The sequence below is a fragment of the Undibacterium sp. SXout7W genome, from assembly GCF_049339385.1.
Classification (GTDB): Bacteria; Pseudomonadota; Gammaproteobacteria; order Burkholderiales; family Burkholderiaceae_D; genus Undibacterium.
In genome coordinates, this window is sequence record NZ_JBMPPF010000014.1 from 113,355 (window position 1) to 137,429 (window position 24,075).

Consider the following 24,075-nt stretch of genomic DNA (forward strand, 5'->3'; position numbering starts at 1 on the left):
AGCATGCTGGCATTCTTCGCTGTGACGAGAGCATTTTTACATGACTTCGTAACAACAAATAGGTATAGTTTGCTGACGAGTATGTATTCTGTACCAGTTTTCCGGGCGCCGTCACTGAACGGAACACGACAACCGAAGACCATACAAGCAATAACCAGCAATAGCCAGCAATACCAAGCGATTCAGCGATGTAAGAACATTGATATGTTTCAGGATGATAGATGGAAAAAACGATACACGATCTGCCACTGACAAGGCAGTTTTTTCGCCATAATCTGGCGATCTGTGCTGCAGCATTATTGTCGCTCCTGTTGTTGAGCCTGTCGCTGTCAGTGTATCTGACACAAAAAAACATGCGTAGCGATCTGCACTACAAGACCATCACGCTGGCGAACAATATCGCCGACAGCCTGCAAACAAATAATATTCGTGGCATGCAAAATGTAGTGCTGAACGCCATCCATGCGCCAGAGTTACTAGGCATCACGGTCTTTGATAAAAACGGTAAAGCGATACTGGCATGGAAATCTGAAGGCCAACTGGTCAGCACCGAACATATTGCCAGCTCACCGCTCGTCAAAAATACGCAGATCACATTACAACGGTGGCAATTGAATGCCGAAACACCGATCGTCAGCAGCACGAATACCGAAGGAAAACTATTGGTGCAAATCAGTACCGGCTCCGTATGTCGCCATGCCCTGCTGATGCTGTTATCCGGCCTGATGGCGACTGTCATCATTGCCACAATCGCTGCACAAAGGCTGACACGCAAGCAATTGCGAGCGCTGACACCGGTGCTGGCGCTGTCCACGGTCGCTGAACGAGTCGCAACCCTTGGCGATTACAGCCTGCGTGCCGCGCAGGACAAGCAACATGAACTCGGTAACCTGATCATGCATTTCAACCTGATGCTGGCCAGAATGGAAGCTTGGGAAAGCGACATGCAAAGCGAAACGCGTGCACTACGTGAAGCTGACAGCCACATCGCCATACTGGAAAACCACGACAGCCTGACCAAATTACCGAATCGCTATTATTTTCATCAGTTGATCACGAGCAGCATGGAAGAAGCCATCAGTCATCATCAGATGGTGGCACTGATGTTTATCGACCTAGACCATTTCCGGGCATTAAACAGAAATTTTGATTATGATGCCGGCGATCTGGTACTGACCATCATGGCCAACCGACTATGCGCGGCGTTGCGTACGACCGATACCTTATGCCGCGTTGATGCCGATGAATTTGCTGCGATACTGCCTCAGGCGGGCGATCTGGAGACCGTCACCACTCTGGCGGAAAGGCTGATCGACACCATACAACAGCCTGTCATCTTGCGTGGGAAAGAAGTCACCGTCACCGCCAGTATCGGGATTGCGTGCTGCCCGCTGCATGCACAGAATCAGCGTCTGTTTTTGAAGTATGCGGATCTGGCATTGAAAGCAGCGAAAGCAGGCGGACGCAATACCTGGCGCTTATATGATGAAGCCATGCATGGCGACACAGAACAATGAGCGCAATACGTCGCCATGCATCGTAAGACGTTGAGAAAATACACCGAGAAATAAGCGATCTGTCGCTGTCAGCGCAGCAATACCGCAATCTGCGCTACGGCCTGCTCTGTCGGCAACTGTTTGAAGCCGGTTTTGGCAAAGCGCAACCAGCGGCCGAGTACAAAACTGCATAACAAGGCAGCACGTGCCTGCACATCACTTTCAATAAAATGTCCCTGACTGGCAGCAATACGCAACGATTGACGGAAAGCCATTTCCAGACGTTCTGCCAACTGATTCATGCGTAGCTGCAAGCGTTCGTCCTCGTTAACCAGTACATCACCGATCAGAACACGAGTCATACCGGGATTACGCTCGGCAAACTCCAGCAGCATCTGAAGAACAGACTGCGCCTGCATCAAACCATCTTCCTGCTGATCACTGATCTGATTAATCAGGCCAAAAATCGATGTCTCGATAAACTCAATCAACCCTTCGAACATCTGTGCCTTACTGGCGAAATGACGGTAAAGAGCCGCCTCAGAAACACTGACTCTGGCCGCCAGCGCGGCAGTCGTGATTTTTTCTCCTTTCGGATTTTCCAGCATCGCCGCGAGCGTCTGAAGTATTTGTAATTTGCGCTCGCCGGGTTTGGTACTTGCCATTTTTATGTTGTATCGGTAAGGGAATGAAGGAAAAATATTGCCGCAAAATATTGCCGTACTTATGTTGCAACCTATGTTGAAATTTATTTCAGCATAGGTTGCAGAAACCATTGCAGCACTGATGCCCATGCAATCAGCTTGCCAGATTCAGCACCATTCAACGGGGCAATCCGCATAGGCGATGATAATAATTTGTCAGCTGCAATACGGATTTTACTGTCACATCAACACATGCCGCATTTTTTTTACGCTGTGCAAGAGGAGTATATCCGTGCACCAAAACCGTTTTTAAACCTTCGCGTTTTGCTGCGCGCAAATTATCCAGACTATCTTCGACCAGAATACAGCGTTGAGCGTTGATCCGGTATTGCTGCAATAATTTACGCAAAAACGGGCGCGATGGTTTTGGTTGCATCTGTCCATGCACGCGCATCGTCTCTATTGCAATGTGTGCGTCAAAATGCCGGTGCAGGTCAAGATGACGCAGTACATGCCGCGAATACTGTCGCGGCGCATTGGTCAGTAGTATTTTTTTACCCGGCAGACGACGCAACAAATTCTTCAAGCCGTGCTCGGCACGAATCATGGAAGGCAAATCAATAAACCGATGTGCTTCATGCAGAAAATCTTCTGCCCGCACGCCGTGATGTCTGACCATACCCAACATCGTGGCGCCATAGCGCACATAGTATTGCAACCTGATCTCGTTGACTGTCTGCGCATCGGCAGGCGTTATACCGTCACCTAACACCTTTGCCAGATACGCATTCATATTGCGGTTGATCGCCGGAAATATCGCATGCGACGCATTGTGCAGGGTATTGTCCAGATCAAACAACCACAGAGGCGAAGTCTTGCTCTTAGCTTGAGTGCGATCCGATCTGATGCTAATCCTGCTGTATCCGGCAGATGCCAAACACGGCGCTGACTTGCCGCGCAGACGACGAAGCATATTAATGGCTGCGGATCATCGTGCCGAATGCCTGCTCGGTCAGCACTTCCAGCAACAGCGAATGCTCGATACGACCATCAATGATGTGAACTGTGTTGACGCCGGATTTGGCCGCATCCAGCGCGGAAGAAATTTTCGGCAGCATGCCACCAGAAATTGTCCCATCGGCAAACATTTCATCAATCTCACGTGCTGACAGATCGGTCACCAGATTACCCTGCTTATCGAGCACGCCAGGGATATTAGTCATCATGATCAGTTTTTCAGCTTTCAGGATTTCGGCAATTTTACCTGCCACCAGATCGGCATTGATGTTATACGCCTGACCATCTTCACCGAAGCCGATAGGAGAAATGATAGGAATGAACGCATCGTCCTGCAAAGCCTTAACGACCGCGGGATTAATCGCATCGATTTCACCAACAAAGCCGATATCAAGCATCTCGCCTGGATTTTCACGATCAGGCATCATCATTTTACGAGCACGGATCAAGCCACCATCTTTACCAGTCAGACCCACTGCCTGACCACCGTAGTGATTGATCAGCATGACGATATCCTGTTGCACTTCACCACCGAGTACCCACTCAACCACTTCCATGGTTTCATCGTCCGTGATACGCATACCTTGCACAAATGTGCCCTGCTTGCCCATTTTTTTGAGCGCATTGTCAATTTGCGGGCCACCGCCATGCACCACAACAGGATTCATGCCGACCAGTTTCAGCAAAATGACGTCGCGGGCAAAACCATGCTTCAGACGCTCTTCTGTCATGGCATTACCACCGTATTTAACGACAATCGTTTTACCATGAAACTTGCGGATGTAAGGCAATGCTTCAGCCAGAATTTCGGCTTTAATGACGGGTTCGACACCGGCTAATTTATCTTCGTTTGCTGCTTCGTTTGCGCTGAAATCGCTCATAATGACGGTATCCTGAAGGTATCATGAAGGGTTGTTTCGGTTAACCCGAATTTTACAGGATTATGCCTTGAAACCCTCACCTATTGAGTCTGGAAATTGATGACCGTGTTCAACGATCTGCATCAACAACTCGAAAGCATGCGACCGAGCCTGCTACGATTTGCATTTTTACAACTACGACAAGAATCAGCGGCAGAAGATGCGGTACAAGAAGCGCTGCTGGCCGTACTGGAAAAACCAGACAGTTTTGCGGGCAACTCCAGTTTGCGGACTTATGTCACAGGTATCCTGAAATTCAAAATCATCGATCATCTGCGCTCACTCAAAAAAGAAACCCAGCTGAACACCAACGACGATGAATCCGATGCTGATTTGATTGACAGTCTGTTTCAGGCGAATGGTCATACCGTCAATGTCCCCGCAGCCTGGGGGGCACCTGAGCAAACGCTGCAACAAAAGGATTTTTTTCGGGTACTGGAAATTTGTCTTGAGCATTTACCAGAAAAAACTGCCCGTGTTTTTATGATGCGGGAATGGCTGGAATTGGAGACAGAAGAAATCTGTAAGGAATTGAGTCTGACAACGTCTAATCTATGGGTAGTGTTATACCGTGCGCGTTTGCGCTTACGGGAATGCCTGGATCTGAACTGGTTTGGCAACAAATAACCAGCTGATGCCTGAGGATAAGAAAGGTACTGAGCAGCACTACGCTGCGTACTGATGAAAGAACAAGATATGCGACTACTAATTACCTGCAAACAAGCGCATGCGCTGGTGTCAGAAGGAATGGACAAGCAACTGAGCCTGGGCGAGCGCTCACGCCTGAAAGTACATTTATCCATGTGTAAGGCGTGCACTAATTTTAATCATCAGATGCGCTTTCTGCGCGCCGCTATGCATCGTTTTTCTGCAGATGTGCAAACCCAACCTCAGGAAAAATCATGAGCATTTGTCCACGCTGCAAGACCCTTTTTACCTGCGCTATGGCTGACTGCACCAATCAACCATGCTGGTGTGCTGCCTTACCGCCAGTCGATTCTGCATTGCTGTCAACAGACCAATCTGCTTCAGAGGCAGGCTCACAGGAAAATCAACAGGCAAGTTGCTTCTGCCCGACCTGCCTGCCGCTATGGAAAGCAGAACAATCAGCAAAAAAAACGCCATCCAGCTAATTCAGTTACCATACCGTTCTCGGTAATCGGCCTTCCTGATAGGAAATCTGCATGTCTAACGAAACATCTCTCGCTTATAAAGCGGTTAATATCCCCGTCTCTCAACGCATTCGTGAACGCATCACTGCCAGCAATACCCGTTTTCATGCCAATGACAATATCTCCGGCTTTATCGAACCTGGAGAACTGCAGGAATTACAGGCAGAAGTCGAAGAAAAATTGCGTGCTGTCCTGGAAAGTCTGGTGATCGATACCAGCAGTGACCACAACACCCAGGATACCGGGCGACGTGTCGCCAAAATGTTCATCAATGAAGTATTCAACGGACGCTATGTCCCCATGCCACCGGTGACGGAATTTCCAAATGCATCGCATCTGAACGAACTGATGATCATTGGCCCGATCACTGTCCGCAGCGCCTGTTCGCATCACTTGTGTCCTATCATGGGCAAAGTCTGGATCGGTGTCATGCCCAATGAACACTCCAATCTGATTGGTCTGTCCAAATATGCCCGGATTGCCGAATGGATCATGAGTAGGCCACAGATTCAGGAAGAAGCCGTAGTACAACTGGCAGATACCCTGCAAGAAAAAATGCAACCGGATGGATTGGCTGTTGTGATGGAAGCCGATCACTTTTGCATGCACTGGCGCGGTGTCAAAGATACCGGCGCAAAAATGATCAACAGCGTGATGCATGGCTCGTTTCTGAAAGACCCGAACCTGCGCCGTGAATTTTTGTCCCTGATTAAACGTTAACCTGAACAGGAATACACCATGTTAGTTCGCCTCCTGTACGCCAGCCGCGCTGTTGATGAAAAAATTGCAGACACCGTGCATTCTGTCATGCAGCAATCCCGCCTGCACAACCCGGGAAACGGCATTACCGGTGTACTTTGCCATACGGATACCGTCTTCATGCAAGTTCTCGAAGGTGGCCGGGATGCCGTCAATGCCTTGTATGGCCACATCTTGCGGGATACGCGTCACAAGGATGTGATTTTGCTGGATTACGAAGAAATCGTAGAAAGACGCTATGCCTGCTGGACAATGGGACAGGCAAACATGAGCAGGATCAATCCATCCATTTTGCTGAAATACTCACCATTACCAGAACTGAATCCACACAAAATGTCCGGAAAAATGTTGCTGGCACTCATTGATGAACTGATGGCGACGGCTTCCATCGTTGGCAGAACCTGAACATCAGCGCGGGCAAACGTCATTAACCTGATGAGCTGCGAATGAGTTACTGTTACTAATAGTCACGCCATTTTAAGCATGCGCCGTGGCATACACGGCGGTCAGCGGCTCCGGTAAGGGAGCATCAATGGCAGCGCAGATACCACGTAACAAATCGGCGCAGTCGTCATCGATATGTATATCCGGTGCACGCGCAGCCGCCGACAGCAGTGCTTTGATCAGAAACGGCTTTGCCAAAGGCGCCAGTTGATTGAGTTTTTCCAGCGCGGTTCTGACATCAAAAAAATCCACACTATCAATTGCCTGTAAATCTGCAGCTCCTAACGCCAGGTCTGGCAGCAGCAATGCTGCGCGCTCAAAGGCGACACTGGTCGCAGCCTGATCCTGATGATGATGTGCCACCAATGATAGCAACAGGCAGGTTTGTGGTTTCAACTCAGCCACACTGCCATAGCGGACAGGAACAGCGCGTCCGGCGTTCATACCCAGCCGACGCTCAAGAACGGTTTGCAGTACAAATTCTGTCTGTGTCATACGCTGATCAGCGGCAATCAACTGATGCGCGAGTGATAATAACTGCGCCTTCTCACTCGCTGACAGCTGTCTGAGCGCAGGCATCGCCAGATCCAGCAAAGGCAGACGTGCACGACTTTGCATACGGTCAATATCAGATAACAAGGACTCTGCCAACCCACTCAACGTCGCTGCCTGCTGCCGGAGTAAATTCATCTGCAGTACATAAGGTTCACTCTGACTGCGATCAAGCAATAAAGCGTATACCAGCGCACAAGCAGATTGCGGCTCGCGTGCGGCCTGTATCAACGAGGCGTTCAGCGGCGTAGCAGCCTTGCGGTGAAAACTGGCGCCAGCTGCTGTGTTCTCTATGATATTGCTTGTAATATTTCCGGTGATATCAGCACCAAGACCATTAATCACTGCAACTGAAGACGGCAATGTGGCAGCAGACGTATTCACAGCAGACTGATCTGCTGTCATTGCATGATGCCCGAATCCGGTCACTGCCGCGCCCGTAGTCACTCCGCCTGCAACAGTGCTACCGCCTTTTGCTGCCCGGGCCTGCTGAGCCGCGAGAACGTTTCTGGCACCAAAACCATACATACCCGGTGGCGGCATATCTTCTGGCGCAACAGGTTCAATAATTTCGTCGGCATCTAAAAATCCAACCTGATGTCCATACACACGCTGCAAACGCTCTTCCAGAGGAGGATGCGTCGCAAACAAACCGTCAAGCAGATTCGGACGGGCTGCTCCAAGAAACATATGCGATAACTGTTCAGCACGCGGATGATCAATCCGTGACCCGCAGTCATTCACGCGGGTCAATCCGCCAATCTTGCGCAGCGCACCACCGATGCCATCCGGATTACGGGTAAATTGTACCGAGCTGGCATCTGCCAAAAATTCGCGCTGACGCGACACGGCAGATTTGATCAGACGACCAAAGAAAATACCGACATAACCCACAACAAATAAAATCGCGCCCACAACGAACATCACCAACTGTATCGAAGGCCCCTTGTCGTTGCGACCACGTGAACTACCAAATTGTGAGCTCCAGTACATCAGTTCCTGACCGAAACCGGCAATCATCTGTATGCCGAACAAAATCCCGATCAGCTTGATATTCATACACATATCGCCATTCAGAATATGGCTGAATTCATGGCCGACCACACCTTGCAACTCGTCCCGTGTCAGACGCGCCAGCGTGCCACGGGTGACTGCCACCACAGCTTCATTTTGATGATAACCAGCTGCAAATGCGTTAATCGCTTCTTCCCTGTCCATGATATAAACACGCGGACAGGCAATGCCGGAAGCCAGTGCCATTTCTTCGACGATATTCAACAGGCGACGTTCATGGAAATCTGCCGACGCAGGCATCACGAGCCGACCGCCAGCCATCTGCGCCACGACGTCACCGCCATCACGCAAACGGACAATTTCAAATAAAGTTCCGCCTGCAATAAACAACAACACCACGCCGGTATTGATGAAAAAAAATCCATGCGGATAGGTATGGGCAACACCAGCACGAAAGCCTCCGGTGGCCCATAACCAGACTACAGCCAGGCTGACATTCACCGCGATCACAATCGCCAGTACCGCCAGAAAAAACAAAAAAAGTAATTTTTTGCTCTGGCGATGCGCCTGATCCTGTTGCTCAAAAAAATCCATACGGACTTCGGGTATCTGGTCGTGAAATCAGAATGACACTTTAACGGCCTTGCGCTCTTCCGCCGATTCGGTTGCCTGCAATAATTCTCCCGCTTTAAAACCGAAGTTATTGGCAATCAAGGAACCGGGAAATTGTTCAATCCCCGTGTTGTACTGCATGACGCTGTCGTTATACGCCTGACGGGCAAACGCAATCTTGTTTTCAGTCGCGGTCAGTTCTTCGGTCAGTTGCACCATGTTTTCATTTGCCTTCAGATCAGGATAGGATTCTGAGAGTGCAAACATTTTACCAAGCGAAGAAGTCAGCGTTCCTTCGGCAGCCGCCAGTTGCTGTACCGCAGCGGCATCAGACGGATCGGTGGCGACTCTGGTATTGGCAGTCAATGCCTGATTACGTGCGGCGATCACGGCTTCGAGCGTCTCGCGTTCATGCTTCATGTAGCCTTTGGCGACTTCCACCAGATTCGGAATCAGATCATACCGACGCTTTAACTGGACATCGATCTGAGAAAACGCATTCTTGAAACGGTTACGCAAACTGACCAGACGATTGTAGACACCAATCACCCAGAACACGATCATCGCGATGATGACTAACAAGACTATCAATGCAAGCATAATTTCTCCGTACAAAAAGAAAACCGACGAGAATATCGCCGGTTATCGTGGTGAGTGACTTATTTACTTGTTTCTGATTTATCAGGTGAAGCCAAAAATTCTGCCTGATAAGCTTTGAGTTCTGCTTCGCTGATGTATTCAAACACTTTGACTACTTTACGTACACCGCTGACACCACTGGCGACTTCGGCTGCGCGATTACCCTCACTCTGAGTCACGCGTCCCATCAGATACACAGTACCGGCCTCGGTCACAACCTTGAAAGCACTGGCATACACATCTTTGCTGTCGACGAACGAGGCCTTGACCTTAGTCGTGATCAACGCATCATTGGAACGTGCAGAAAAATTGGACAGGCCTGCAATCTGAATTTCATTACTGACAGCAACCACGCCATCAATTGCACGGACTTCACGCTCAGCAGTCTGTCTGGACTCTTCATTCGCCACTTCGCCAGTCAGCAAAGCACGGCGGTTAAATGCATTCACATTAATATGCGCAGCATCGCCCAATGCGCGGGATAGTCTGTTCTCGCCCTTGAGCGCAATCGCTTTGTCTTCCGTCTGTGCACCAAAAGTACGGCGGTCTGTTGCAGCGATAGAGCCAACCACGGCGCTTCCGACTGCCAGTTCGACACATCCCTGCAAACTCATCACCGCAGCACAACACAGGCTGACTGTGGCTACTGGCCGGAAAAACCGGTTCCAGGCTTGTTTATTCATCTGCATCACCTCCAAATAAAGCGGCATCAATACCGTCACAAATACAATGGATGGTCAATAAATGCACCTCCTGAATCCTCGCGGTACGATCGTGCGGCACACAAATATGCACGTCGATATCGCTCAGCAAATTCCTGATTTCGCCGCCCCCCTTACCGGTCAGCGCCACCACCCGCATATCCCTTTCCAGCGCGGCATTCACCGCATTGACTACACTGGCAGAGTTACCGGATGTGGACAATGCCAGCAAAATATCGCCCGATTGCCCGAATGCCTGTACCTGCTTGGAAAATACCTCCTGAAAACTGTAGTCGTTCGCGACCGCCGTCAGTATGGAAGTATCTGTCGTTAAGGCCATCGCAGGCAAAGGCAGACGTTCACGCTCAAAACGGCCCACAAGCTCTGCGGCAAAATGCTGGCAATCGGCAGCAGAGCCGCCGTTACCACACGCCAGAATCTTGTTGCCATTTGAGAGCGCGTGAAACATCAGCTCCACCGCTTCAGCGATAGGCTGTGCCAGTTCCTGAGCGGCCTGTATCTTTAATTCGGCACTTTCATGGAAGTGCGCCAGTATGCGTTGATTTGTCATAGTGTTGGGATTATACGGCAGGCTGGTGATAAGAACGCATTTCATCCATCAGAACAAGATGCATGCATGAATTCTGCTTAAGCAACAATCACGTTTTGTAACCAGTGCAACGTATCAGATTCGATCGCTACCAGATCAAAACGGCAAGCGGGCTGGGTGTTGAGCGTCATTAAAAAAACCTGGGCAGCATGTACCATTTTTCTTTGTTTGGCAGGTGTGACGCTGGCAATCGCACCGCCAAACCGCATGGATGTGCGGCGTCTGACTTCAACAAAAACGATGCTGTCACCGTCTTGCATGATCAGATCAATTTCTCCGCCCTGGCACAAAAAATTGCTGCGTAGCAGGCGTAGTCCGGCTTGTTGCAGATGCGCGAGCGCTCTGGCTTCACCTTCATCTCCGGCTTTTCTGCGGGCAGTGCGTTTGTCTTGCGCTGAAGGCAAGGGGCTTGGCAAGCTTCTCATGTCGTACAATCTTGGTTTGATTAAATGAGGATGAGCGCATGAGCCATACTGAAGCGCCGCTGTTTGCCAGCACCACCATCGTTGATGCAGTCACCCGGCAAAATTATCCTGCAGGCACATTATATGTAGTCGGCACGCCGATAGGAAATGTCGCCGACATCACATTACGCGCTTTGCATTTGCTGTCACTGGCAGACGCGATTGCCTGTGAAGATACCCGTAATACATCGCAATTGCTGAGCCGCTATGGTATCAGCAAGCCATTGATTGCTGCGCATCAGCATAATGAGCGCGAAGTGGCAGAAAAAATCCTGCAACGTCTGCAAGCTGGCGAACGTATTGCACTGGTCTCCGATGCAGGAACGCCGGGTGTTTCTGACCCCGGAGCAAAAATCGTGGATGCGATCAAACGGGCAGGGTTACCGGTATCGCCACTGCCTGGCGCTTCTGCCGCCATCAGCGCCTTATCTGCCAGTGGTCTGATTCATGACCAGTTTTACTTTGTCGGGTTTCTGCCGGCCAAAGCCGGACAGCGTGACAGCGCACTGCGCTCCTTGCAACACGTCAGTGCTACTTTGATTTTTTACGAAGCACCGCATCGTATCGTCGATAGCGTACAGGCGCTGCTGGACATATTTGGCTCGGATCGCCAGATTGTGCTGGCAAGGGAAGTGACGAAACTGTTTGAAGAAATCCACCGTTGCCCGCTGAAAGATGCACCTGCCTGGCTGCAAAGCGATGCGCACAGAGAAAAAGGGGAATACGTTATTTTGCTGGATGCGGCTCCCGAATCAGCGGCAGATCAGGATCTGGAAGCGCGGCGTGTACTGAGTATTTTGCTGGAAGAGTGCTCAGTCAAACAAGCAACAGCGTTAGCAGCACAACTGACTGGCCAGAAGAAAAATGCCTTGTATCAGCTGGCACTGGAGATGAAACAGGAAGACTGAACGCGCTTAACGGCGGTGAACAATGCCGTGGAAGATACTGTGAAAGATACCGTTAAAGACGACTTAACAATGATCATCGCGCAATCGCAGCACGGAAACAGCATCGCCACAGCATAGTCACAAAATACGCCAGCGCGGCAATGATCAGCGCTGCACTACAAGCGGACGGGCAATTCCCAGGTTGCCTGCCTGTGCCAACGCAGCGGTCGCTTCCGAACGGCTGCCAAATGGTCCGCTGACAAGCCGGTAAAGACTCCCCTGCTGGACGATATCAAATCCCGGTAAGGCGCTCTCCGCACGGTTTTTTAGCTGCGTCATAATCGATTCAGCATTGGCGCGGATCGCATACGCTCCAAACTGTAAGTAATACCCTACGCCGCTTACCGAACCGGAAGCCAGTTTTTCTACCGGCTTGCTGTCCTGTGACGCTAACAGTTCCTCTATTGTCATTTGCGCAGTTGAAGCGTTATTAGCGTTTGACATGTTTGATGCGGTTGCCATAGTGATAGCAGCCTTATCAGCGGCGTTGCGTACAGGCGGAACATCAATGGTATTCACCATCGGCGTATTGATCGGACTGGCCATCGTCACGACAGGCGCTCTGGCGAGTATCGATTTTTCAGGTGTCTGATTTTTGCGGTTTTCTGCCATGCGTTCAATATCCACAGGCAACAGGCGTTCGACTTCGATCTGGCTACTACCTTTGCCCAGCACTTCCAGTTTCAACGCAGCGGTGTACGACAAATCGATGATGCGTGAAGAATGGAAAGGGCCACGGTCATTAATACGCACAATGATCTGCTTGCCATTGTTCAGGTTGGTGACCCGCGCATATGAAGGAATAGGCAAGGTAGGATGGGCGGCCGTGATTTTGTACATGTCGTACAGCTCGCCGGAAGAGGTCTTTTGCCCATGAAACTTTTTACCATACCAGCTGGCGATACCGCGCTGAATATACGGGGTGACGTTATCGGCAACCGGGGTATAGGTTTTCCCAAATACGACATAAGGCTTGTTGCCAGCGCGGGAAAAATCTTCTACCACCGGAATGGGATCGACCGTAAATTCCAGTCCTTCAGGTGGATTGTCACCAGGGCCGTCATCTTTGTAGTAACCGCCTTTGCCTGAATTTGCTTTCGGCAGCAGCGGTGCGCTGCCTGAAGGTTTGGAGCCTGCCGGGCGAGACGAAGACTCTGCAATAATGACCGATTGTTTCGGTGCGCTGCCACAGGCCGCCAGCAATACAGTTGCGGCGCAGACGAGTGGTAAACGCCATGGTCGGGGAGTTTTAAGATGTACTACAGCATCAGCCTTGAGGCCAGATCTGCTGTTGGTCTTTATATGTGTCCTGCTATCTGACTTGTTATGAATTTTGTTCTCAGAAATCAATTTTTTCATGTCTGCACCAGCTTTCTGTTTCGCTGCACACTCATCATAATTCCCAGTCCCATTCCCAGTGTTACCAGGGCTGTACCACCATAGCTCATGAAAGGCAAAGGCACGCCAACCACAGGCAAAATACCACTGACCATGCCCATATTCACGAAGGCATAGGTAAAGAATATCATGGTCACAGAACCTGCCATCAAACGCGAGAATAAGGTGGGGGCATTAGCAGCAATCATCAGGCAGCGGATAATCAACAGGAAATACAAGGTCACCAGCACCAGATTACCGATAAAACCAAATTCTTCGGAAAACACGGCAAAAATAAAATCTGTTGTCCGTTCAGGAATAAACTCCAGATGCGCCTGTGTTCCCTTCAACCAACCCTTGCCGCGCAAACCGCCGGAACCCACGGCAATCGTTGATTGAATAATGTGAAAACCCTTCCCGAGCGGATCACGGTTCGGGTCCAGCATGGTCAACACACGGTCACGCTGAAAGTCATGCAACATCGGCCAGACAACGGTAGGAATCACCACCAGTGCACTCACAATCAGCGATATCAGCAGCTTCCACGATAAGCCCGCCAGAAACACAACCGTAAATCCTGCGGCAACCACCAGCATCGCAGTTCCCAGATCAGGCTGTTTGGCGATCAGCCCGACCGGTACAGCCAGTATCACTGCTGCCACGATAAAATCCTTGAGCCGCAATGCGCCTTCCCGTTTTTGAAAGTACCAGGCCAGCATCAACGGTGTGGCAATCTTCATCATTTCTGAAGGTTGAATCGGCGTACCGACATTCAACCAGCGACGTGCGCCTTTTTTCACCATACCAAAAGCAGCGACCGCGATCAGCAAGGCGATACCGAAACTATAGATAGGAATAGCAAAGCGCATCAGGGTCTGCGGCGGAATGTTTGCGAACACCCACATGATGACAAACGACACCACGATATTGCGCAACTGATCTTCCACGCGGCCAGGGAAATCGATGCCGGCAGAATATAAGGTCACAATGCCACAGGACAATATCAAAAATATCAATATCGCCAGCGTCGCATCAAATACCATGATGTGAGAGCGTATCGATTGCCAGTACATGCCACGGTTCTGCATAACTAATCCTTGTTTCCCTGTGTCTGGCCACCCGGTTTCGGGCCGCCCTCCGCTTCGGCATCAGCCCGGACTTCTGATTCGGCGCGGTTCGCCAGCACATCGGATTTGACTGGCGGTGTCTTGTCTTTGTCTACCGGACGTTTGCCCAGCAAATAGTAATCCAGCGCTTTCCGGACGATAGGTGCGGCAGCCTCAGAGCCAAAACCGCCATTTTCAACAATGATTGCCAAGGCGATTTTGGGATTATCTGCCGGAGCAAAGGCAATGAACAGTGAATGGTCGCGCTGGCGTTCTGCGGTTTTCTTAGCATCGTATTTCTCGCCTTTTTTCAACCCCACCACCTGCGCCGTACCGGTTTTACCCCCTGCCAGGTAAGGCGCATCATGAAATACGCGATAGCCGGTACCACTGGCATCGGTCGTCACGCCAACCATCGCTTTTTTGATGATATCGATATTTTCCTGTTTCAGCGGAATACGGCCGCTTTCTTTTGCCACGGTCAATGCACGCTGACGGGTGAGCGGGTCCTCCGTCATTTTGACCAGATGCGGCTTCATGACGACGCCGTTGTTTGCCAGCGTAGCGATCGCATGCGCCATCTGTAAAGGAGTGAAGGTGTTGTATCCCTGTCCAATTCCCAGAGAAATCGTCTCACCGGCATACCATTTTTGCTGTGCCGGTTTACGATAGGCACTCCGTTTCCAGGTGGTCGATGGCAGCACGCCCTGTTTTTCATGTTCCAGATCGATACCGGTTTTTTGCCCAAAACCGAACGGCTTCATAAAATCATGAATCGCATCCACTCCCAGATCATTCGCCAGCATGTAGTAGTAAGGGTCACACGATGCAACAATCGAGCGGTACATATCGACCATGCCATGTCCGCCAGGCTTATCATCGTTAAAGCGGTGACCGCCAAACATAAAGAAACCCTGATCGGCGATGGCCTGTTGCGGCGTGCGTTTGCCCAGTTCCAGGGCAGCCAGCGCCATGTAAGGTTTATAGGTAGAACCTGGCGGATACGCACCTGATAAGGGGCGGTTCAGCAAAGGCCGGTCTTCTGATGTGTTGAGTTCAGTCCAGCTTTGCTGATCAATCCCTTCGACAAACAGATTCGGGTCGTAAGTCGGTTTAGAGACGAAAGCAAGCACGTCACCCGTGGCAGGCTCAATCGCCACCAACGCACCACGACGCTCGCCAAACGCTTCTTCGATCACTTTCTGCAATTCGATATCGACTGACAAAATCAGGTTTTTACCGGAAACAGGTGCGGTACGTGACAAGGTACGCACTGCGCGACCACCGGCCGATACTTCCACTTCTTCAAAACCGGTATTCCCATGCAAGATTTTTTCGTAACTTTTTTCCAGCCCTTCCTTGCCAATATAGTCGGTACCGTTATAGTTGGCGGCATCTTCCATGTCATCAATGATGTCGGCGTCTTTCGGGCTGATGCGGCCAATATAGCCAATCACATGCGAAGCGCTGTCGCCCTGAGGATACTGGCGGAACAAACGCGCCTGAATATCGACACCGGGAAAGCGGAAGCGCTGTGCCATGAAACGCGCCACTTCTTCATCCGTCAGACGCGTACGGATAGGCAAACTTTCAAAACTCTTGGAGTCTTCCAGTAATTTACGGAAACGCTTACGATGTTTGGGCTGAATATCAATCAGCGAGGCCAGCTCATCTATCAGTACATCCATATCCTGACGGATTTTGGAAGGCGTGATCTCTAATGTGTATGCGGAATAATTGCGGGCCAGAATGATGCCATTGCGGTCAAGTATCAGGCCACGATTCGGCACAACAGGAACAATGTCAATACGATTTTCGTCTGCCAGCAAGACATAGTCATCATGCTTGATGATTTGTAGCCAGACAAAGCGCGAAATTAAAGCAACAAAGCAGACGAACACAAACGCGCCGATAAACAGCAGGCGCATGCGGAAATGATGCAGTTCGCGTTCCGTGTTTTTGAGTTCATTCATGGTGTGTTTGGAAAACTGAGGGTAACAACTGTGAACGCAAATACCGCTCAGATTGGACGTGTATCATCTTTATCAACAGCACGCCGTTGGGGGGCAAGCAAAAGCAAGGTCACGAATGGCCACAGCAACGTCGTCACGAAGCTGACGGAAAAATAAGTCCAGCCGGGGAAATGCGCGTCCGGCGCCACCAGCAGGCGTACGGCGATCTGCACACATTGCACAAACAGGAATAAAGGAAAGACATGCAACGATTGTGTGACCGGATGAAACCACAACACACGACGATGTATGGTGATCGCGAAATACGATAACAACGTGTAAGCCAATGCGTTTTCGCCCAGATGAATCGCATCATGCACATCCATCAGCAAACCCATCGCAAACGCCACGCCAATACCAACTTTACGTGGCTGATGGATACTCCAGAATACCAGTACCAGCGCGACAAAATCAGGTACGGCAATCCAGTTTCCCCAAGGAAGGAAATTCAGGAAAAACGCCAGCATGAAACTCAGCGTGATGAACAGCGGATTGACCGGCAAAAGTATGTAATGTGGGCTGTTCATTTTGGCGCATCCTTAGGTGTTGCCAGCGCCGGTGGCGGCAATGATGGCGGTGATGCAGGTGCGGGCGCCGTTACAGACGAAGGGGCAGATACGGGCGCAGGTACCGGTGTGAGCGGGTTCACATGGGTGACTTCCATCTGCTTGCTGTCCGCGACCGGCAATGCAGAATCACGCGTTACTTTACGGTTCAGTTTTTCTTTCTTCGCGCGGATATCTTCGGTGTCGGGACGCGGCAGATTATCTGTCGACACCAGCAACACCAGCAACTGTTTGTTTTTGTCGATGCCAGCCGCAGGTACGCACAAGATATTTTCAAACGTATTGGATGTCTTGTTTTCTACCTGCATGACCTTGCCCACTGCCAGACCCGGCGGATAAACGCCATCAATGCCGGAAGTCACCAGTTGATCACCATTTTGGACGTCAGCGTTTGATGCCAAACGCATATCCAGATAACTGGACTGACCACGACCAAACACCACGCTGCGCAAGCCGCTACGGACAATCTGTACCGGGATTGCCTGATTTTTATCGGTCAGCAAAGTGACTTCAGCGGTCAGCGGAAACACCCGCGTAACCTGTCCGACCACTCCCTTATCATCAATCACAGGCTGACTCAGGGCGATGCCGTGCTTGATGCCACGGTCAATAATCACTTTACGGGTAGATGGATCACGGGCATCGTAAATAATTTCTGCCATGACAGATTTGACTGGTACACGTTCGCGCGCATCCAGCAATTTGCGTAAATGCTGATTCTCAGAGAGCAATTGCGCTGTCTGCTGCAAAGTATCGGCATTCTGGGTCTGCTGGCGCTTGATGCTGGCGTTTTCTTTTTCCAGCGACGTGATCGAGACAAAATAATCTGACATGTGTAGTACCGCATCGCGCGGTACCACCGCTAACATCTGTGCCGGATAAAGCACCGTTCCCAGCACCTGACGCACCAGCGTCAAGGATTTCAGCCGCGCATCGACGACCAGAAGGAAAATCGCCAGAACAGCAAAAAAAACCACTCTGGCACGGGCGGAGGCACCTTGCTTGAAGAGGGGTGGCGGACTGTATTCCATACGTTATCGACCAGATTCAAAACCAGTTGTTGGGACAAATAGCACAATAATACGTTCGGGCACGCTGCCTGGCTGCCGAACTGTCAGCAACATGGCGGACTAGTAACACTGTCAAGACGTCAAAGGCTCATGAGAGCTGATGAGAGGTATCCAGATCGCATCACCGTCATCCACCGTCACACCGCGACTGCATCAGCATTGCGAATACGGCATTACTATTGCGTAGCTTCACTCAAAAACAAAGAGCCGACAAGACAGCGCCGGCTCATGTGTTGGTCAGTGATAGTTGCAGAAGCCGTGTAAATTTCCATGTCTTCGCACTATCAGTGACCTTGTTCTTTATTCGTAGGAGAAAATCGAACCCAGTTTGTCCATGCGCTCCAGCGCCATGCCGGAACCACGCACCACGCAAGTCAGCGGGTCTTCTGCGACGATCACCGGGAGGCCGGTTTCTTCCATCAGCAAACGGTCCAGATCACGCAGCAAAGCGCCACCGCCGGTCAGCATCATGCCTTTTTCAGCAATATCGGCACCGAGTTCTGGCGGGGTCTGTTCCAGTGCATTTTTAACAGCAGAAACGATGTTGTTCAGCGGATCAGTCAGCGCTTCCAGAATTTCATTGCTGGAAATAGTGAAAGAACGTGGGATACCTTCGGACAGATTACGACCTTTGACTTCCATTTCCTTGACTTCGGAACCCGGGAAGGCAGAACCAATCGCTTTTTTGATTGCTTCAGCAGTTTGTTCACCGATCAGCATGCCGTAGTTACGGCGAATGTAGTTGACAATCGCTTCATCGAACTTATCACCACCAACGCGCACCGAGCCTTTATAGACCATACCACCCAGAGAAATGATACCGACTTCGGTCGTACCGCCACCGATATCGACCACCATGGAACCAGTCGCTTCCGATACTGGCAGACCGGCACCGATTGCAGCTGCCATTGGTTCTTCGATCAGATACACCTGAGAAGCACCGGCACCAAGTGCCGATTCACGGATCGCACGGCGCTCAACCTGGGTAGAACCGCAAGGAACGCAGATGATGATACGTGGGGAAGGCTTGAAGAATTTGGTGTCATGCACCATGCGGATGAACTGCTTGAGCATCTGCTCAGTTACGGTGAAGTCGGCGATCACGCCGTCTTTCATCGGACGGATGGCTTCGATATTGCCCGGTACTTTACCCAGCATCTGTTTTGCTTCTTTACCGACGGCCTGAATTGTCTTTTTACCGTTCGGGCCACCTTCTTGACGAATCGCCACAACGGAAGGCTCGTCCAGCACGATGCCCTGGCTACGGACGTAAATCAGCGTATTCGCCGTGCCCAGATCGATAGCAAGATCATTTGAAAAATAACTACGTAAGAAACCAAACATGTATTGTCCTGTATTTAACTTTATTGGTGCGCACAGCCTTGACGGATAAACCAGTCGAACGCTGAGCAATTGAATTTTGCGAATGATGCGAATTTGGCCCGGCCTGCATGATCCCACACTGTGTGGCAGACTCTGTATTCTGCGAGTCACGGGGATTTAGCATGCCAATTAGGGCATTAACCCACCATTCTACCTTATAATCTCTTTAAATTTATTCGATAACAACACCTAAAAATGTGACATCGAATTTCGTATTTTTTGACACTTTTTTGCGCAGTCTTGCGCCCGCGAACCATGTCACTGACACTTACTGATGTAAAGCGTATTGCAAACCTGGCAAAACTCAATGTTTCCGAGGACGAGGCCAGTTCCACGCTGGATAAACTGAATGGTATTTTTTCTTTGGTTGAACAGCTCAAAGCCGTAGATACCACAGGTGTTGCGCCCCTGAGTCATCCGATCGCTGCACTGTTGCCCGAACTGGCTCTGCGACTGCGTGACGACGTTGTCACAGAAAGCAATCACCGCGAAGAATACCAACAGCCGGCACCGGCGACACAGGATGGCCTGTATCTTGTTCCTAAGGTCATTGAATAATTACCCGAACAATGACCAGAACAAGCAATGACTGATCATGCCGCAACCTGAGCTGTAAGAATGGTAGCGATGTACAGCAATCAATTATGGCCATAGGTTACGACTCTGAGTTACAAAAATAAGCGACGAAACCGTTATGCATACCAAAACACTTTCTCAATTATCTGCGCTGTTGCACAGCAAACAGATTTCTGCCACAGAGCTGGCACAGTTGTATCTGGATCGCATTGCAGCCAGTGACCTGAATGCTTTCCTGCATGTCGATCCGGCATTCACTTTGCAACAAGCGGCAGCTGCCGACGTACGTCTGGCCAGTGGCGACACTACGGCGCTGACCGGAATTCCTGTTGCGCACAAAGATATTTTCGTGACCCGCCATCTGCGCTCTACAGCAGGCTCACACATGCTGGAAAATTACGTCAGCCCATTCGATGCCACCGTCGTCAACAAACTGGCACAAGCAGGCATGGTGACGCTGGGGAAACTCAATTGTGATGAATTCGCCATGGGCTCATCAAATGAAAATTCCTATTTTGGTGCTGTCAAAAATCCGTGGGATACAAGTGCAGTACCCGGCGGCTCTTCCGGCGGTTCGGCGGCAGCGATTGCAGCACGCCTGGCTCCGGCCACGACTGCTACCGACACTGGCGGCTCGATACGTCAACCAGCATCTTTCTGCGGTGTGACCGGCATTAAACCAACGTATGGCAGCGTATCACGCTACGGCATGATTGCTTTTGCTTCCTCGCTGGATCAGGGTGGCCCTATTGCCCAAACAGCCGAAGACTGCGGTTTATTGCTGAATGCGATGGCCGGCTTTGATGAAAAGGATTCGACTTCGCTGGAACGTCAACCAGAAAACTTTAACCGTGATCTGAATCAATCACTGCAAGGATTAAGAATCGGTATCCCGCGCGAATTTTTCAGTGAAGGTCTGGCTGCCGATGTCGAACAGGCTGTGCGCAATGCGCTGGCTGAATATGAAAAACTCGGCGCAACTCTGGTCGATATTTCTTTGCCAAAAACAGAACTGTCCATCCCCGTCTACTACGTCATCGCTCCGGCAGAAGCTTCTTCCAATCTGAGCCGCTTTGACGGTGTACGCTATGGTCATCGTGCTGCGAATTATAAAGACCTGAATGACATGTATCGCCAATCGCGTACGGAAGGCTTTGGGGCAGAAGTCAAACGTCGCATCCTGGTTGGTGCGTATGTGTTATCGCATGGCTACTACGATGCCTATTATCTGCAGGCACAACGGATACGCCGCCTGATTGCTCAGGATTTTGCAGCTGCATTTGAGCAATGCGACGTCATCATGGGTCCCGTTGCCCCGACTGTGGCATGGGATCTCGGTGCCAAGGCAGATGATCCGGTAGCGAACTACCTGGCAGATATTTTTACCTTATCGACCAGTCTTGCCGGCTTACCTGGCATGTCTATCCCTTGCGGTTTCGGACAGGGAGAGAAAAATGCAAAACGTCCGGTGGGCTTGCAGCTGATCGGCAACTACTTTGAAGAAGCACGCCTGTTAAATGTGGCGCATCAGTTCCAGCAGGTAACAGACTGGCACACTCGTGCTCCCGTATGAACAAATCCATCTTTCGGTCGATAGCCTTGTTACTCTGTGCATTCACTAGTGCACTGAGTAACACCATGGCATACGCACAAACGCTGGATGCGCAGTGGCAATGCACACAAACCCGACAGGAAGATGGTGATGGTGAGCGTCTGATTTTTGCGGATCAGGCTCGGATACAACTCAATGGAACAAAGATCAATGCGTTTCAGTGGGAGTCATCGCAATTCCGCACCAGTCACGGGCATGAATGCAGTATCGATACAGAGGATGGATTACAAGCCGAAGTAACAGAAAAAGGCTGGCGACTGACATTAACCGATGCGGTCACCGCTCGCAAAAAGCGGGGCTACGATTTTGACCGTGGTTATCAGTGCAGCATCCGTCTGGAACGCGAAGGTGATGTGTTACATGTCAAACCGACCTGCCCTGCTCTATGCGGCTCAAGAATGAATTTTTCTGCGTTGAGTGTGGAATTAAAAACAGGTCAGTGTCGTTATGATGAATAAATAACGATTAAGTAGCGATTAAGTAACGAATAAGTAAGCAGACCAGACTGCAGAAAACAGTCAACAATCACGCGACAAATAACATAATCAATATGGTGATCATTCCGCGCTAAAAAACGTCAACGCCAGTGTTCAATGATTCAATTCAACAATGGCGACATTCAACGTTTTCATCAGCAGCGCTGAACGTCAGCATACGACAAAACAAGGAACTATTATGCAATGGGAAGTCGTTATCGGTTTTGAGACCCACGCACAACTTAAAACCAATTCAAAAATTTTTAGCGGATCCTCGATTCAGTTTGGTGCCGAACCAAATACTCAGGCCAGTCCGGTAGATCTGGCGCTGCCCGGCGTGCTGCCTGTCATGAATAAAGGTGCGGTAGAAAAAGCCATCCAGTTTGGTCTGGCTGTCGGCGCGACCATTTCGCCAGAATCGATTTTTGCACGCAAAAATTACTTCTACCCTGATCTGCCAAAAGGTTATCAGATCAGCCAATTTGAAATTCCCGTGGTTCAAGGTGGACATGTATCGTGCGTCGTGGAAAAAGACGGCAAATCTGAAATCAAGGTCATCGAACTGACGCGCGCTCATCTGGAAGAAGACGCGGGCAAATCCCTGCATGAAGACTATCAAGGCATGACTGGCATTGATCTGAACCGTGCCGGCACCCCTTTGCTGGAAATCGTGACAGAACCCGTCATGCGTAGCGCCGCCGAAGCGGTTGCCTATGCCAAAGCCCTGCATTCACTGGTCATGTGGCTCGACATCTGCGATGGCAATATGCAAGAAGGCTCATTCCGTTGCGATGCGAACGTCTCTGTGCGTCCTGTCGGGCAAACAGAGTTTGGTACACGCTGTGAAATCAAGAATCTGAACTCTTTCCGCTTTCTGGAAGAAGCCATCAATATTGAAGTCCGCCGCCAGATTGAACTGATCGAAGACGGTGGTACTGTCGTGCAGGAAACCCGTCTGTATGATCCGGATCGCAAAGAAACACGCTCCATGCGCAGCAAAGAAGATGCCATGGATTATCGTTATTTTCCAGACCCGGATTTGCCACCACTGAAAATCAGCAATGAATGGGTGGAACAGGTACGCAGTACGATGCCAGAGTTGCCAAGCGCCATGCGTCAACGCTTCATTGAGCAATACGCCTTACCAGAATACGATGCGACCATACTGACGCAATCAAAAGGCATCGCCACTTATTTTGAAGCCATCGTCACCGCAGCAGGCGTTGCGCAAGCAAAACCCGCCGCGAATCTGATGATGGGTGATGTCGCATCGACGCTCAATCGCGAAGGCATGGATATCAGCGCGATTCCCGTGACCGCGACGCAACTGTCGGTCTTATTACAAAGAATCACGGACGGTACAATTTCCAATAAGATCGCCAAAGAAGTGTTTGCCGCCATGTGGCAAGCACCTTCGGCCGATACACAGCTTGCCGATCAGATCATTGAGTCAAAAGGCCTGAAACAGATTTCTGATGTTGGCGCATTGGAAAAAATCATTGACGAAGTCATGGCAGCGAATCAGCAATCCGTTGACGAATATCGTGCAGGCAAAGAAAAGGCGTTTAATTCGCTGGTAGGACAAGCGATGAAAGCGACAAAAGGAAAAGGCAATCCGGCTCAGGTGAATGAACTGCTGAAGAAAAAACTGGCAGGCTGATCAATACAGCTCCCCCACGAAAAACGGCACAACCATTTGGTTGTGCCGTTTTTTATTGTGCTGAGATTGTGCTGACAGCGCATTGAAACCAGATGGGATGAAAGGATATGAGATAAGACGTAACCGCCCGGCGAACTCATGTTGACCGAACGACTTTATCGTGGTGAGAATTATTGTACGGTGGCCCAGCGATGCGGGAGCAGTTGGCTAATTTGACTAAACGGTTGTAGCGGCAGCCGTTCCAGA

At 50.4% G+C, this 24,075-nt stretch carries 25 protein-coding genes; 11 read left to right on the forward strand and 14 right to left on the reverse strand.

Annotation, left to right across the window (positions count from 1 at the left end):
- Nucleotides 1-221 precede the first annotated feature (221 nt).
- Complete coding sequence (locus ACO0LB_RS14025; RefSeq protein WP_423050060.1) at nt 222-1,517, forward strand: diguanylate cyclase domain-containing protein; 1,296 nt, start codon at nt 222-224, stop codon at nt 1,515-1,517.
- 68 nt (nt 1,518-1,585) lie between these two features.
- Here the strand turns inward: ACO0LB_RS14025 and slmA are convergent, their stop codons facing one another.
- The 3 genes from slmA to argB form a co-directional block, all read right to left on the reverse strand.
- The gene (gene slmA, locus ACO0LB_RS14030) at nt 1,586-2,161 is read right to left on the reverse strand and encodes a nucleoid occlusion factor SlmA (protein WP_423050063.1); all 576 of its coding nucleotides are present in this window, start codon (nt 2,159-2,161) and stop codon (nt 1,586-1,588) included.
- A 157-nt stretch (nt 2,162-2,318) separates the two neighbouring features.
- Complete coding sequence (locus ACO0LB_RS14035; RefSeq protein ID WP_423050065.1) at nt 2,319-3,113, reverse strand: pyrimidine 5'-nucleotidase; 795 nt, start codon at nt 3,111-3,113, stop codon at nt 2,319-2,321.
- Between the two features lies 1 nt (nt 3,114).
- Complete coding sequence (gene argB, locus ACO0LB_RS14040; protein ID WP_423050067.1) at nt 3,115-4,038, reverse strand: acetylglutamate kinase; 924 nt, start codon at nt 4,036-4,038, stop codon at nt 3,115-3,117.
- Nucleotides 4,039-4,137: 99 nt separating this feature from the next.
- On the opposite strand from argB, the gene ACO0LB_RS14045 reads away from it, so the two are divergent.
- From ACO0LB_RS14045 to ACO0LB_RS14065, 5 genes are read left to right on the forward strand one after another with little or no spacing between them, the layout of a single operon-like run.
- Nucleotides 4,138-4,704, forward strand: coding sequence for a sigma-70 family RNA polymerase sigma factor (locus tag ACO0LB_RS14045; RefSeq protein ID WP_423050069.1), 567 nt, complete (start codon nt 4,138-4,140; stop codon nt 4,702-4,704).
- Nucleotides 4,705-4,758: 54 nt separating this feature from the next.
- Nucleotides 4,759-4,983 (forward strand): zf-HC2 domain-containing protein, encoded by a 225-nt coding sequence (locus ACO0LB_RS14050; RefSeq protein WP_423050071.1) that lies wholly within the window; start codon nt 4,759-4,761, stop codon nt 4,981-4,983.
- On the forward strand, nt 4,980-5,210 hold the full coding sequence (locus ACO0LB_RS14055) for a cysteine-rich CWC family protein (protein ID WP_423050073.1): 231 nt from the start codon (nt 4,980-4,982) through the stop codon (nt 5,208-5,210). Before ACO0LB_RS14050 ends, ACO0LB_RS14055 begins: the two co-directional genes overlap by 4 nt.
- A 51-nt stretch (nt 5,211-5,261) precedes the next feature.
- Nucleotides 5,262-5,969, forward strand: a complete 708-nt coding sequence (folE, locus tag ACO0LB_RS14060; protein ID WP_423050075.1) for a GTP cyclohydrolase I — start codon at nt 5,262-5,264, stop codon at nt 5,967-5,969.
- An 18-nt stretch (nt 5,970-5,987) separates the two neighbouring features.
- Nucleotides 5,988-6,413: a BLUF domain-containing protein gene (locus ACO0LB_RS14065; RefSeq protein WP_423050077.1), complete on the forward strand. Its 426-nt coding sequence runs from the start codon at nt 5,988-5,990 to the stop codon at nt 6,411-6,413.
- A 72-nt stretch (nt 6,414-6,485) separates the two neighbouring features.
- Here ACO0LB_RS14065 and ACO0LB_RS14070 read toward each other — a convergent pair whose 3' ends face one another.
- The 5 genes from ACO0LB_RS14070 to ACO0LB_RS14090 form a co-directional block, all read right to left on the reverse strand.
- A complete protein-coding gene (locus ACO0LB_RS14070; RefSeq protein ID WP_423050079.1) occupies nt 6,486-8,612 on the reverse strand; it encodes a M48 family metallopeptidase in 2,127 nt (708 codons plus the stop codon).
- Nucleotides 8,613-8,639: 27 nt separating this feature from the next.
- The gene (locus tag ACO0LB_RS14075; protein ID WP_423050081.1) at nt 8,640-9,230 is read right to left on the reverse strand and encodes a LemA family protein; all 591 of its coding nucleotides are present in this window, start codon (nt 9,228-9,230) and stop codon (nt 8,640-8,642) included.
- A gap of 59 nt (nt 9,231-9,289) precedes the next feature.
- On the reverse strand, nt 9,290-9,952 hold the full coding sequence (locus tag ACO0LB_RS14080; RefSeq protein ID WP_423050083.1) for a BON domain-containing protein: 663 nt from the start codon (nt 9,950-9,952) through the stop codon (nt 9,290-9,292).
- The gene (locus ACO0LB_RS14085; protein ID WP_423050085.1) at nt 9,945-10,541 is read right to left on the reverse strand and encodes a phosphoheptose isomerase; all 597 of its coding nucleotides are present in this window, start codon (nt 10,539-10,541) and stop codon (nt 9,945-9,947) included. Before ACO0LB_RS14085 ends, ACO0LB_RS14080 begins: the two co-directional genes overlap by 8 nt.
- A 77-nt stretch (nt 10,542-10,618) precedes the next feature.
- A complete protein-coding gene (locus tag ACO0LB_RS14090; protein ID WP_423050087.1) occupies nt 10,619-11,005 on the reverse strand; it encodes a YraN family protein in 387 nt (128 codons plus the stop codon).
- A gap of 38 nt (nt 11,006-11,043) precedes the next feature.
- Here ACO0LB_RS14090 and rsmI point away from each other — a divergent pair, with 38 nt between their 5' ends.
- Nucleotides 11,044-11,952, forward strand: coding sequence for a 16S rRNA (cytidine(1402)-2'-O)-methyltransferase (rsmI, locus tag ACO0LB_RS14095; RefSeq protein WP_423050089.1), 909 nt, complete (start codon nt 11,044-11,046; stop codon nt 11,950-11,952).
- A gap of 144 nt (nt 11,953-12,096) precedes the next feature.
- Here rsmI and ACO0LB_RS14100 read toward each other — a convergent pair whose 3' ends face one another.
- From ACO0LB_RS14100 to ACO0LB_RS14125, 6 genes are all read right to left on the reverse strand, one after another.
- Nucleotides 12,097-13,350 carry a septal ring lytic transglycosylase RlpA family protein gene (locus ACO0LB_RS14100; RefSeq protein ID WP_423050091.1) on the reverse strand — a complete coding sequence of 418 codons (1,254 nt, stop codon included), beginning with the start codon at nt 13,348-13,350 and terminating at the stop codon, nt 12,097-12,099.
- A complete protein-coding gene (rodA, locus tag ACO0LB_RS14105; RefSeq protein ID WP_423050093.1) occupies nt 13,347-14,456 on the reverse strand; it encodes a rod shape-determining protein RodA in 1,110 nt (369 codons plus the stop codon). The genes ACO0LB_RS14100 and rodA overlap by 4 nt, the downstream gene beginning before the upstream one ends.
- 2 nt (nt 14,457-14,458) lie before the next feature.
- Nucleotides 14,459-16,447, reverse strand: coding sequence for a penicillin-binding protein 2 (gene mrdA / locus ACO0LB_RS14110; RefSeq protein WP_423050095.1), 1,989 nt, complete (start codon nt 16,445-16,447; stop codon nt 14,459-14,461).
- Nucleotides 16,448-16,494: 47 nt separating this feature from the next.
- Nucleotides 16,495-17,013 carry a rod shape-determining protein MreD gene (gene mreD, locus ACO0LB_RS14115; protein WP_423050099.1) on the reverse strand — a complete coding sequence of 173 codons (519 nt, stop codon included), beginning with the start codon at nt 17,011-17,013 and terminating at the stop codon, nt 16,495-16,497.
- A complete protein-coding gene (gene mreC, locus ACO0LB_RS14120) occupies nt 17,010-18,083 on the reverse strand; it encodes a rod shape-determining protein MreC (protein ID WP_423050101.1) in 1,074 nt (357 codons plus the stop codon). The genes mreD and mreC overlap by 4 nt, the downstream gene beginning before the upstream one ends.
- Nucleotides 18,084-18,422: 339 nt before the next feature.
- Nucleotides 18,423-19,466: a rod shape-determining protein gene (locus tag ACO0LB_RS14125; RefSeq protein ID WP_110256286.1), complete on the reverse strand. Its 1,044-nt coding sequence runs from the start codon at nt 19,464-19,466 to the stop codon at nt 18,423-18,425.
- A gap of 294 nt (nt 19,467-19,760) precedes the next feature.
- On the opposite strand from ACO0LB_RS14125, the gene gatC reads away from it, so the two are divergent.
- The 4 genes from gatC (at nt 19,761) to gatB (ending at nt 23,829) form a co-directional block, all read left to right on the forward strand.
- Nucleotides 19,761-20,063 (forward strand): Asp-tRNA(Asn)/Glu-tRNA(Gln) amidotransferase subunit GatC, encoded by a 303-nt coding sequence (gene gatC / locus ACO0LB_RS14130; protein ID WP_423050103.1) that lies wholly within the window; start codon nt 19,761-19,763, stop codon nt 20,061-20,063.
- 136 nt (nt 20,064-20,199) lie between these two features.
- Nucleotides 20,200-21,654, forward strand: coding sequence for an Asp-tRNA(Asn)/Glu-tRNA(Gln) amidotransferase subunit GatA (gatA, locus tag ACO0LB_RS14135; RefSeq protein WP_423050105.1), 1,455 nt, complete (start codon nt 20,200-20,202; stop codon nt 21,652-21,654).
- Nucleotides 21,655-21,719: 65 nt separating this feature from the next.
- Nucleotides 21,720-22,151 (forward strand): hypothetical protein, encoded by a 432-nt coding sequence (locus tag ACO0LB_RS14140; protein ID WP_423050107.1) that lies wholly within the window; start codon nt 21,720-21,722, stop codon nt 22,149-22,151.
- A gap of 151 nt (nt 22,152-22,302) precedes the next feature.
- The gene (gene gatB / locus ACO0LB_RS14145; RefSeq protein WP_423050109.1) at nt 22,303-23,829 is read left to right on the forward strand and encodes an Asp-tRNA(Asn)/Glu-tRNA(Gln) amidotransferase subunit GatB; all 1,527 of its coding nucleotides are present in this window, start codon (nt 22,303-22,305) and stop codon (nt 23,827-23,829) included.
- Nucleotides 23,830-24,075: the final 246 nt, after the last annotated feature.